We start from the raw sequence: 12738 nt of genomic DNA, 5'->3' as shown, positions 1-12738 counted from the left end.
TAATCTCATGAATTTTTATAAAGGCGAAAAAGAATTCTTCCCCGGAATAGGAAAGATTCAGTTTGAAGGACGCGAGTCAAAGAACCCGATGGCGTTTCATTATTATGACGAAAACAAGGTGGTGATGGGTAAAACACTGAAGGATCATCTTCGTTTTGCAATGGCTTACTGGCATACGTTTTGTGCCGAAGGGGGCGACCAGTTTGGCGGTGGTACGAAAACATTCCCCTGGAATGCTGCTGCCGACCCGATCAGCCGTGCCAAATATAAGATGGATGCAGCGTTCGAGTTTATGACAAAATGCAGCATCCCTTATTACTGTTTCCATGATGTGGACGTGGTGGACGAAGCTCCCACGCTGGCTCAGTTTGAAAAAGACCTTCATACGATGGTAGGCCATGCCAAAGGGCTTCAGCAGGCAACCGGAAAAAAACTGTTATGGTCTACTGCCAACGTGTTCAGCAACAAACGCTATATGAACGGGGCTGCCACTAATCCTGACTTCTCGGCCGTGGCTTGTGCCGGTACGCAGATCAAGAATGCGATCGATGCCTGTATCGCGCTGGACGGTGAAAACTATGTGTTCTGGGGCGGACGCGAAGGATATATGAGCCTGCTCAATACCGATATGAAACGCGAAAAAGACCATCTGGCCATGATGCTGACGATGGCACGCGACTATGGCCGCAAGAACGGTTTCAAAGGTACTTTCCTGATCGAGCCGAAACCGATGGAACCGACCAAGCACCAATATGATGTCGACTCGGAAACTGTAATCGGCTTCCTTCGTCATTATGGTCTGGATAAAGACTTCGCCCTGAATATCGAAGTAAATCATGCAACCCTGGCCGGACATACGTTCGAACATGAATTGCAGGCTGCCGTCGATGCCGGTATGCTGTGCAGTATCGATGCCAACCGTGGTGACTACCAGAATGGCTGGGATACCGACCAATTCCCGATGGACATCTACGAACTGACTCAGGCTTGGCTGGTCATCCTGCAAGGGGGTGGTCTGACAACCGGCGGAACGAACTTCGATGCCAAGACCCGCCGCAACTCGACCGACCTGGACGATATCTTCCTGGCTCATATCGGTGGTATGGATGCGTTTGCCCGTGCCCTGATCACGGCTGCTGCCATCCTTGAAAACTCCGATTACACGAAGATGCGTGCCGAACGTTACGCCAGCTTCGATGGTGGCGAAGGCAAAGCGTTTGAAGATGGCAAACTTTCCCTGGAAGACCTGCGTACGATCGCTCTCCGCGACGGAGAACCGAAGATGGTCAGCGGCAAACAGGAATTATATGAGATGATTCTCAATTTATACATATAATTTAGTGATGAAGAGTAACTGTTCCCTGCGCCTGCGGGGAATAGTTACCTTCTGTTTCTTAATCTGGTAAACATGAAAAACAACAATAGCTATATTTTTGGTATCACCCTCGTTGCTACCCTTGGAGGGTTATTATTCGGATACGATACAGCCGTTATATCCGGAACGGTAGAATCACTAAGGAAATTTTTTATCGAGCCTTACGGGTTGCCTCTCGACCAGGCTAACTCGCTGGAAGGTTTTGTTGTCAGCAGTGCGCTGATCGGTTGTATTCTGGGAGCTTCTTTTGCCGGCTGGGTCAGCCAGCGGTATGGACGTAAGCCGACATTGATCGTGGCGTCTGTCCTTTTCTTGCTGTCCGCGATAGGTTCGGCATGGCCCGAATTCGGACTGGGAATGCCCGGTAGCGGAGATCATACATATATGTATTTGTTTGTCGCTTACCGTATCGTAGGCGGGATCGGAGTCGGCCTGGCTTCGATGGTATCGCCGATGTACATTGCCGAGGTTGCTCCGGCAGACCGTCGTGGTAACCTGGTTTCGTGGAACCAGTTCGCTATTATCTTCGGTATGCTGGTCGTTTATTTTGTAAATTACACGATCGCTTTGCAGGGGGATGCTACGTGGCTGCACACGGAGGGTTGGAGATGGATGTTTGCTTCCGAGATCATCCCGGCTGTGCTCTTCTTTGTCCTGCTGATGTTCGTACCTGAAACACCCCGTTACCTGGTGATGCGTGGTAAGGGTGAAAAGGCATTGACCATCCTCGACCGTCTGATGGGAAGAGACGAGGCGGAGAAAGAGCTGGTGGATATAAAGAATAGTTTCAAGGAAAAGGCGCCTTCCATGCGTCCGTACTTCCGTTTTATGGGGGCGTGGCTGGTTTTGTTCCTGTTGGCTTACGGTGCATTGGAGCTGGCTGGTAATACAAGTGCGTTGGAGATTGCCCTGATCGGCAGTTTCTTCGTGTCGCTGGTGTTCCCGATCCGTTCGTTTGGCGTACTTATTATTATGGTAGGCGTCCTGTTGTCCGGATTCCAGCAGTTTGTCGGTATCAACGTGGTACTTTATTATGCGCCGGAGATCTTTAAGACGATGGGAGCTGCTACGGATGCTGCTTTGCTGCAACAGATCGTTGTCGGTGCCGTGAACCTGTCGTTTACCGTGCTTGCCATCTTTACCGTCGATAAGTTCGGCCGTCGTCCGTTGATGATTATCGGTGCGTTGATAATGGCCGTTTCCATGATTATACTCGGGACTACTTTCTATACACACTCCGTCGGTATCGGTTCGCTGGCTTGTATGTTGGTTTACACCGCAGGGTTTGCCATGTCGTGGGGGCCTGTCTGCTGGGTGTTGCTGGCCGAGATATTCCCGAATTCGATCCGTTCGACGGTGATGAGTATTGCCGTTGCCGGACAGTGGATTGCCAACTTCCTCGTATCGTGGACTTTCCCGATGCTTGACAAGAACCAGTACCTGACGGAAACGTTTAATCATGGTGTCGCTTACTGGATATACGGCCTGATGGGTATCCTGGCCGCCGCTTTCATCTGGAAGTTCGTCCCCGAAACCAAAGGAAAGACGTTGGAACAGATGGAACAATACTGGAAAAGGTAATAAGGAAATTGTCTGTTTAATGCGGAATGATTGATTTTTCTGTCTTCTGTGTTATATTTAAGTCAGAAAAGTTTATATTTGCATCTCCGGTTAATCTTAAAAGGAACGGAATGCATACAAGCAAAGCAATATATATACTAATTGGTATCGGTCTTTTACTTTCTGCCGCTTTCGGAGCAGCAGAGAGTAAGGCCGATACTCTTTTTTTACGTACTTTCGCTTCCGACCTGCGCTATATCCCTGAAATGCAGGCCCGTGCAGCCGACAGTATCTATCTTCCGGAAAACAACGAAACGAAAATCCCCGATCGCGATAGCCTTCTGGCTCTTTGTGCAAAAGTCGGCTACGAAGCGATAGCGGATATGATGCAACGCTATTACGAAGAAGCCATCGACGCCATCCCCGAAGATGCCGACCGTAACGAAGCCGTCCGCCGGATGCGCGAAACAGTCGAACGGATCGGAGGGAGCATCCTCCGGCGCGAACTGGAATACGGTGAAGCGATTGCTCTTCCCGATAATACGCCGGAAAAGCGCGCTAAGAAAGTAAAGGTCTTTTATGCTCTTGCCGATAAATCTGTTGCCCGCAATGATCCTTCCATGGAAATGAGAGCGCTTATCTATATTCTTCGCAGACTGTATCTGCATGAACAATATTACACAGCTTTTCTTTGTGCCGAACGTATTGCCAAGCGTCTGGAAGTGGTTGGCGGTGATATCGATCCTGCGGAAGAGAAAAACATCTGGTACGACCTGGGTCGCCTTTATTTCGACTTTCGCGACTACGAGATCGCTATCCCTTACCTGAAAGCGGCTTTGCAGGATACCCCTGTTTCCCGTTATTACAATCTCTATAACCTTCAGGCACGCAACGCACTGGGCCTTTATTACCGTAATATCGGCGAACTGGATACTTCCGACTATTATTTCCGTTCCATGCTGGAGTGTAAAGACCGTGTCAAGTTACGTCCCATGTTCGACTGCATCGCGTTGAGCAACCTGGCCTCCAATTATCGCCAACGTGGTCTATACTGCGAAGCACTTGCCTTGCATGCTGCTGCGTTGCCATTCTCGCTGGCGGAGGGCGATCATAGCTTTACCTCGGGTATCTATGTCGGGTTGGCGGATTGTTATCTGGAAACAGGCAAGCCGGATAGTTGCAAGGCAATGATCGACAGTGCCCTTTACCATATCGAACAATGGCCCTGGGTGATGTCGTACCGTTCGTGCGACCTCTATCCGGTGATGGCTCGCTATTATACCTATACAGGTGAGAAGGAACAGTCGGTCGCCTATATGGACTCGACCACCGTGGCCAACCGCCGGCAGGATGAGAAATATAGCGGTCTTCTGGTTCTTCGGGCCAAACAGGAGTTGTTCGAGTCGGAACGAGCCCTTAAGGAGATGCAGATCAATACTTTCCGCAACGTTTCCGTCAGCATGGGCGTGACGGCGGGCGTTATCTTGATCGGCCTGCTCGTCATATCTGTTCTTTATCGTAAGAAACACCAGGCCTACCGGAAGCTGGCCGCTTGTAGCCGTGAATGGGCGGAGCAAGCTCCCGTCGTAGTCCCGTCCGCAGAAGCCGATACCGCCGACATCACTTTGATGGACAGCCTTACCCGCCTGATCGACGAGGAACGGATTTACCTCGACACGGAACTCGACCTCGAAAGCATCGCGCAACGTCTCGGCGTCCACCGCAACATGATCTCAAAAGCCGTAAACTCCGTCTTTGGCAAACCTTTCTCCACTTATATCAACGAGTGTCGTATTCGTCAGGCCATCTGTCTCCTTTCCAACCCGGCCAACGACCACCTTTCCCTCGAAACCATCGCCTTCGACTCCGGCTTCTCCACCCGCCAAACCTTCTACCGTATCTTTAAGGCACAAACGGGGATCAGTCCGGCTACTTACCGGAAGAATAGGGGGTAGGGAAAGAAGGTCACTCCACCACCCACCGTTCGATATTCCGCATCTCATTGCTGAAATTGATGCCGATCTTGAATAGTTTACGCGGGTCGGAGGCGAAGGGGAGGGCATAATTCTTTTCATCGATCTGCCGGAGAGCCTCTTCGGCAGAGCCTTCGAACTTGAATTCCATCAAATAGATGAATTTGTCTGTTTGCAGCACCAGGTCGATGCGGCCTTGCGAGGTATGATATTCCGCCTTCACATAGAAGCCAATCAACTTGTAGACGATGAAAAGCACATTCTGGTAATGTAACTCCAGTTCGCGTACCAACTCGTAAGGCGTATCGGCAAAGAAGGATTGCAGGCGGCGGAAAAAAGCGTCGTAATCGCCGTTCTCCACTTCGCGGACGAATTTCGTGATATGGAAAGCGACGTCCACCTTATTGGTGTCGGCATAGAAAGGCAACAGGAACTTCATAAACCCTTCATCTACTTCGCGGTTGGGGAAACCAAGGTAGTACGTGCCGAAACGGCGGTCGTAACCTTTGATCGTCAGGTAGCCACTCTGGTAAATTACCGGTATCGGGTTGGTCGAAGAAGAATCGATGCTGTTGAGCGTATCTTCGTCGGTTTCTATATTCTCTATGTTATGGAGGTCGTAATTATGCATTTTCAGCAGCTCCACCAGATAGGTCGGCGTTCCGGTCTCGAACCAGTAATTGCCGAATTTTCGTTTGGCGAATGTATTCAACAGGCTGAAAGGGTTGTATATACCAACGGAATTCTCAACGAAATGATAACCGTCGTAACGTTCTTTCAGTTCGTCGCAAGCCTCGTCGTAAGTCAGGCCTTGCGTCTGTGCCAGTTGGCTGATGCCCTCTTCAAAGTTATTGTGCAACTCCTGCTCGGTGATACCGCAGAGCGCGGCATAATCTTCCCACATCGACAAGTCCATCAGATTATTCAATGCACTGAACACGCTGATCTTGCCAAACTTGGTGACACCCGTCAGGAATGCGAGCTTGATGTGACCGTCCATCGTTTTCAGTGCGCCGTAAAAAGCCTGCAAGGTGTTGCGGAACGATTGTTGCAGTTCCTCATTTCCAATAGCCTGCAACATCGGTTTGTCGTATTCGTCGACAAGGATGGCAACGCGGTGGCCTGTCTTTTCATGAGCCCGGCGGATGATACCTTGAAAGCGCAAGGCCGGCCCTACTTCAGACGGTTCGCTGCCATACATCTGTTCCCACCTGGTCAGGGTCGCGTTAAGAATATCCACTAAACTTTCCGGAGTATCATATTTCTGCGTATTCAGGTCGAGATGCAATATCGGCCGTTTCACCCAATCCGTTTCCAGTTTTTCCAGTGCCAGTCCTTCGAACAACTCTTTCTTTCCTTCGAAGTAAGCTTCGAGGGTCGACAGCAGCAGGCTCTTTCCGAAACGGCGCGGACGGCTGAGGAAATAATACCGGCCATTATTAATCAACTGGTAAATCAGGGCTGTTTTATCGACATAAAAGTATCCGTCATTGCGGAGACTTTCAAAGTTCTGTATTCCGATAGGATATTTTATGCTCATGATCTTGACGGGTTTTTAGGATTTCATAGTTACAAAGATACATTTTTCTTCTGTCTCTCCCTTTTCCCCCTCTCTTTTTTGTCTCATTTTGCAAAATGTTACAACATTCTCCCACCTTTTCTCCACCTTGCAGCATGAAAATAATGCAGATGATAGGAATACAACACATCAGTGATAGGAATACCACCGTACCCGATTGGTTCGTGACATTCTACGATTCAGGCTACTTCTGGGTTGCCATCGTCGTGTTGATGGTGGTGGCTGCCGGGCTGATCGTGGTGGCTTGCCGGCTCTACTATCAGATACAGGAGGTGGAACGCATCCTGGAAGAACGTAAAGAGAAATGACGAGATTTTAGATATCACTAGTATTAACAATATAAAAGTACCATTATGGCAACAAAAAAGTATGTGTGGAAATTCGACCTCGAAGAGTACCTGATGACAAAAGACGTGAAGGAAGACTTCGCCGCTAAGGTGAAACCGATCCAAACTTTCTACATGGCCGACGTGGCGCGATTGATCGCTGAAGAACGCACCGAATACCGCATCGACACGATCGTGAACATCACCAAACTGGTGGAAACGAAAATCCGCCAACTGGCTTGTGGAAACAACATCGTGATAACAGACAACGTGCAGTATGGCCCCGCCATCACCGGCCTTTTCCTCGGAAAGACAGGCCTGGTAGACCCGGCGAAGAATAAGGCCGTTATCAACATGAACCCCACCGCCGCCATGCGTGCCGAGACCGATCTCGTAGCCCTCGAATTTTCGGGAACGGTAAGAGATATGGGCGGCGCCAAGTTCGGACTCGTGAAAGACGTGACCACCGGCAAGACCGACGGCACCATCACCCCCGGCGGTATGCTCGACGTCACCGGCTCGAAGATACGCTGTGTCGGAGCCGACGGTCTCTCGCTCGGCTCGCTCACCCTGGTCAATATGGCCGACAAGAGCGTGGCAGCCACTATCACCGTGTTCGGTATCAACGATCCCAGCCGCCTGATGTTCAACATTCCCGCTGATCTGGCCGACGGTGAATACGAGCTCACCCTCGAAACCTGGTTCAGCACCAACAACACCCAGCTCAAGCAATCGCGTACCCTTACGTATGCCCTTCCGCTGGTGGTGGGCGGCACAGGAGGAGGTGGCGAAGACGACCGTCCGGTGATCGAATAAACGCGGCCGGACGACACCCGTTTTTGTTCGATCCGATCGAACCGACCCCTTCGACCTGTTCGAACCGCCCCGTTCGATCCGATCGAACCGTTCCTTTCGACCCGGTCGAACGCTCCCTTTCGATGCCGTCGAATGCTTCCTTTCGATGGCATCGAACAGAACGGTGCGATCGGGTTCTTTACAGCAAACAGCCATTCCGGCATGGGGACTGGATAGTCAATCAGTATAAATCATTAACACTATAATATGTATGGAAACAATAACAAAGACAAAACAGCAATCCGCTCTCCGCCTTCTGGCGGCACTGTTCTTCCTCTGCCTCTTTGCCCCGATGGCGGCAGGGCAGGGTAACTGGAAAGACTATTTAAATGGTGTGTCTCAGATAGCAAACACAGAGGGTGGCGACGGCTCATCCTGGGACAACGCCATCGTGATAGCCACCGCCGAAGAACTTGCCTACTTTGCGCAGCAGGTGAATAGCAACCAGTCTATCACCCATAAAGGTGACGCCTCAATCGAACCGGATAAAGTTAAAGACTGCTACTTCGCCCTCTCCTCTGACATCGCCCTGTCCGACCATTACTGGACGCCGATAGGGAGTGGCATGAATCCCTTCAAAGGCCACTTTGATGGCTGCAAGCACGAAGTGAGAGGACTGGTGGTGAGTGTGGAACAGGAATCTGGTCAGGCCTATGCTGGATTATTTGGTTATCTCTACGATGGAGCTACTATCCGCAACCTGGGTATCCGGCTTGGAGAAGGGGGAGTGAAGGCTACGCTTACGGCGGATTATGAACCAAACTCTGAATCCATTGCCTATGCCGGTGGATTAGCGGGGTACTTAGACAAAGGTTCCATTAGCAACTGCTACGTAGAGGGAGATGCGTGTGTGATGGCTACCGGTCCAAAGAATGCCTATGCCGGAGGATTAGTAGGATTAACATTGGGTGAAGTAACTATCACCCATTGCTACACTACTGTGAATGTGGGCACCGGTGGTTTACAAAAAGGTTCGTGCAATGCCGGAGGCATTGTCGGTAGATTTAGTAGCAATGGTGAAATCTCCTATACCTATGCTACGGGAACTGTTGATGCAGAAAATGCGAACTATGCCGGTGGTATTTGTGGATACTCCTCTGGACGTATAACAAACAGCCTGGCTCTGAATACGAAGATTAATGGATCGAATGCGGGACGGATAGCCGGAAATGGCAATGGCGTTACCTTTGCCTCCAACTATGCCTCCCCCTGGGTGCAGCTAAGCGGCAAGACTTTCCCCGACAATCAGGTTGCCAACCCAAATGGTGCCAACACCAGTCTGGAAAACTTTGAAACCGACCTGAAGAAGGGAGACCCCAGCAGCGGCTGGGCTAATAACTGGACATTCGAGTCCGGCAAGCTACCAAAGTTGAATGGCATGGGTGGTACCCCCCCGGATGCCGCCCCCTATTTCCTTCCGAAGCATACCCTTCGCATCGTTTCTCCCACCGGAGGGACTCTGAAGGTAACAGACGGAAACGGAACCGACCTGTTCGACGACAGCAAGATAGCTCCCGGCACCCTCTTGACGCTTTCGTATACGGAAAACCCTAATTACCGTTTCTCGGAATACCTTTCCGGCAGCAGTGCCGACAATCTGCGGACTCTTTCCGGCAACACGATCCTGATGCCCGATGCCGACCTCTACCTGAGTGTCCGCTTCAATTACGAGGATCCCACGCCGCCACCGCCTACGGTCTACTACACAGTCACCTTACCCTTTGTAGAGGGCGCCGTGACCGACCCCGTGGCAGGCGATTACGAAGTGGAGTCGTGGAGCACTTTCCGCTTCTACCTCACATTGGATGCGGACTACGACGAGTCGCAGCCCGTGGTCACCACCAGCCGAGGCGAAACGCTTCAGCCCCTCAGCTCCGACGGAGCTTACCTGGTGAAGTACGTGCGCACCGACGTGGAGATCTTCATCGACGGTATCGAGAAGAACCCGCCTCCCGTTGCCAACGAACCGATCCGCGCCGCCGCCCCCGAGCCGGAGATATGGAGCGAAAACGCCTGCCTCTGCATCCGCCTGCCCGAAGGCCTGCCGTCGTCGCCCGTCCGCATCTTTACGCCGGAGGGTCGCCTGCTCGACAGCTTCCGTTCAGTCCCGGGACTGAACCGTCGGCAATTGCCGACGAATATCTATATCGTACAAGTTGGTGCGACGGTGCGAAAGGTGGCGGTAAAATAGTCCGTTATAACATAAACAACTAAAAATATCATATCATGGAAAAGAATACATTTATCAGCAACAACCCTACCGGCAGCCAGCCGGTGGTCACCGATTTCACTGCTAAAAGCAATGAAGCGCAATATATCCTGCTGGGCGACACTACGCTTGAAAAAGTGGATACCCCCGATTATACGGGCGACGGCAATTGTGTTGTATACAAACACAATGATAACGAAGACAAGGATGAAAAAATAGTAGTCTGGAGCCAGGCTGAATACGACTTCCTGGAAAAACAATACGACAAGAACTACACCGTCCATCCCAGCCTCTGGAACAACGGCCGCAACAACCATCTGAACGGCGTATTCCGGGTACACGACGAAATGCCCATCTTCCAGGTGCGCGGTTACGATATGGCAAACATCTCCTTTGTATATACCGGCAAGTCGTGGCTGATCTTCGACACTCTGATGAGCGGCGAATGCACACAGGTGGCAGTCGATCTCTTCAATGACTATCTGGATAAGAAATATAACAACAATTATGCAAAAGTAGGTAAGGAGACGATAGAAGCCGTCATCGTCAGTCACAGCCATATCGACCACTACGGCGGACTGCAAACCCTGAAGGATATCAACGGTGGCGAGCTAATTATCTACGCTCCCAAAGGTTTCGAGCAGCATGCTGTAAGCGAAAACCTCTATGCCGGTGTAGCAATGGGGCGCCGTGCCTCTTACCAGTACGGCACCGGTCTGGCTGCCTGTCCCTGCGGACGCATCAGCATCGGTATCGGCCAGGGACAGTCGAAAGGTACGGTGGGTTACTTGCGCCCCTCCTTTGAGGTGGACGAGGTTTTTATGAACAGCCATGATCACGATTTCAAAGGCACAAAGGAAACAGGTCGGCGTTACCTCGTTTTCGGCAACGTTCGCCTCTACTTCCAGCTAACTCCCGGCACCGAGGCTCCGGCGGAGATGAACAACTATCTGGAGTTTTATCAAGACGGTCAACTGGTTCACCGTGCCCTTTGGATGGCCGAAAACTGCAACGGCACGCTCCACAACCTCTATACCCTGCGGGGTGCCCAGGTACGCGATGCCAAGGCCTGGTCGGACTTCCTGATGCAAACACTCAGCCTCTGGCCCGATGCCGAAGTGGTGTTTCAGGCACACAACTGGCCCCGTGTCAATGCCGTAAATAAGGAGAACGCCGTAAACGGATACCTCTTCCGTACCGCCGCCGCCTACAAATATCTCAACGATCAGTGCCTGCTCTACATGAACCAGGGCTTCAAACCCGACGAGATAGCCGAAAAGGTGCGTTTGCCCAAACCGCTGGAGTGCACTCCCTACCTGCGTCCTTACTACGGCACGCTCAAACATAATGCCCGTGCCGTCTACCAGCGCTACCTGGGCTGGTATGATGCCAATCCGGTGCACCTCGATCCGTTGCCCGAAAAGGAACGGGCAGAGAAGTATGCCGCGCTGCTGCTTCAACCGGCAGAAAATCTCGTAAAGCAGATAGAGGCAGAATACAAGCAGGGCAATTATCGTTTCGTGGCCGATGTCTGCTATCAGCTTCTGTTGGGAAAGGCTCCCAACGATGAATTCTATCGCGATTATCTGGCCAATTCGTTGCAGCAACTGGGCTTTTTGGCCGAGTCGGGCATCTGGCGCAACAGCTACCTGTCCGGAGCCGGGGAGGTGCGCGAAGGCACGCCGCAGCAGAAACCGTCGGTTGCCCCGTTGCTCAATGACGATGGTACTTATAAAATGCCGCTCAGTTCGATGATGCGCAATATGTCTAACGAAATGCTGCTCGACTATCTGGCTATCGTGCTCGACACCGACAAGGCTTCGGCCCTCGGTGCAGAGGCTTTATGGAGCCAAAAGTCCAAACCGGCAACGACCGACTTCTATCTCGGAATTACCTCTATGACCTCTGAATCTTCTGATGATACGCAATTGTTCCATGTTTCGATAGAGTATGGCGTATTGCTTTATCGGAAAATATTGGATGAGGACATTTCAAGCCCTGTGAAAGTTATCCTAACCAGAGAAAACCTTTATTCGCTGATTGCCAATATCGGTAATAATGCGAATATAAAGAAGATAGTCGGTGGCTTGACGGGCGACGACCGTGCTATCTCTTTATTGCAGCAAATCTTCTGCTATATGGTAAACATCAACCGATACGCTACCTTTGACATCATGCAGCCATGCAACGACCGGTATTATCAGTGGGTGGAAAAATGTGCCGGGATGCTCGAAGAGTCTTATGATAATATAAGTGTCATCTCATTTGATACAGCGTATTCTCTGTCGGAAAATGATAAGGATTGCTGGAATAGTACCGGTTGTGAACTGGTAGACGCCGGCATTATAGACGACCTTTACTTTTTCTCGGAAACTCCCGCAGAAGAGTATGAAAAGATCGGCTACGATGAGACCTTCTACAAATACCAGTATTGCGAAACCCTGTATGAATGCTATAAATATCTGGCAGGCAACTACGTGCCGGACAGCGGAACCCAATTCGTAAAGTTCTGTATCGACATGGTTGAACCTTACGTGAACCGTTTCAGGAGAAAGCCAGGCGAAAGACCTGACGGAGCCACCCCTAAAGGCGAAGGTCGGGGTGCCGAGTATTATCCTTTCGATGAAGATGATCTGAATACCTGGAAGAAGTATTGTTTACAGGTATTCGGATGTATGGATACAAATAAAGATATACGGTATATTTACAATGAGAATATTCGATTTTGCGGAAATGGCGATACGAGTAATAAAAATCCGGGAATCGGTCAAGACGGAGAGTTCTACGGCTCCGAACTCCTGCATTTCCTTTATCTGTGCTATCGTTTCCTTTACGATTATAAACATAAAACAATAGGATAG

General features: G+C 50.7%; 8 protein-coding genes. 7 read left to right on the top strand and 1 reads right to left on the bottom strand.

Features of this window, described 5'->3' with window-relative positions; translation table 11 throughout:
• The first annotated feature begins 7 nt into the window (after positions 1–7).
• The 3 genes from xylA (at position 8) to HMPREF1536_RS24010 (ending at position 4890) form a co-directional block, all read left to right on the top strand.
• On the top strand, positions 8–1336 hold the full coding sequence (gene xylA / locus HMPREF1536_RS24020) for a xylose isomerase (protein ID WP_028728399.1): 1329 nt from the start codon (positions 8–10) through the stop codon (positions 1334–1336).
• Positions 1337–1408: 72 nt separating this feature from the next.
• Positions 1409–2956: a D-xylose transporter XylE gene (gene xylE / locus HMPREF1536_RS24015; protein WP_028728400.1), complete on the top strand. Its 1548-nt coding sequence runs from the start codon at positions 1409–1411 to the stop codon at positions 2954–2956.
• Positions 2957–3066: 110 nt separating this feature from the next.
• Entirely contained in the window at positions 3067–4890 is a 1824-nt protein-coding gene (locus HMPREF1536_RS24010) for a helix-turn-helix domain-containing protein (RefSeq protein ID WP_028728401.1), read from the top strand.
• A gap of 10 nt (positions 4891–4900) precedes the next feature.
• Here the strand turns inward: HMPREF1536_RS24010 and HMPREF1536_RS24005 are convergent, their stop codons facing one another.
• Positions 4901–6448: an ATP-binding protein gene (locus HMPREF1536_RS24005; protein ID WP_028728402.1), complete on the bottom strand. Its 1548-nt coding sequence runs from the start codon at positions 6446–6448 to the stop codon at positions 4901–4903.
• Positions 6449–6597: 149 nt separating this feature from the next.
• Between HMPREF1536_RS24005 and HMPREF1536_RS24000 the strand changes: the two genes are divergently transcribed.
• The 4 genes from HMPREF1536_RS24000 to HMPREF1536_RS26810 all read left to right on the top strand — a co-directional run bounded on the left by HMPREF1536_RS24000 (position 6598) and on the right by HMPREF1536_RS26810 (position 12738).
• Positions 6598–6795: a hypothetical protein gene (locus HMPREF1536_RS24000; RefSeq protein WP_028728403.1), complete on the top strand. Its 198-nt coding sequence runs from the start codon at positions 6598–6600 to the stop codon at positions 6793–6795.
• Between the two features lie 45 nt (positions 6796–6840).
• Positions 6841–7629: a DUF4469 domain-containing protein gene (locus HMPREF1536_RS23995; protein ID WP_028728404.1), complete on the top strand. Its 789-nt coding sequence runs from the start codon at positions 6841–6843 to the stop codon at positions 7627–7629.
• 250 nt (positions 7630–7879) lie between these two features.
• Positions 7880–9859: a GLUG motif-containing protein gene (locus HMPREF1536_RS23990; protein ID WP_028728405.1), complete on the top strand. Its 1980-nt coding sequence runs from the start codon at positions 7880–7882 to the stop codon at positions 9857–9859.
• Between the two features lie 35 nt (positions 9860–9894).
• On the top strand, positions 9895–12738 hold the full coding sequence (locus HMPREF1536_RS26810; RefSeq protein ID WP_052349860.1) for an alkyl/aryl-sulfatase: 2844 nt from the start codon (positions 9895–9897) through the stop codon (positions 12736–12738).

Origin of the sequence: Parabacteroides gordonii MS-1 = DSM 23371 (assembly GCF_000969825.1) — a bacterium.
Taxonomy (GTDB): domain Bacteria; phylum Bacteroidota; class Bacteroidia; order Bacteroidales; family Tannerellaceae; genus Parabacteroides; species Parabacteroides gordonii.
This window is presented reverse-complemented; position numbering and strand designations above follow the sequence as displayed.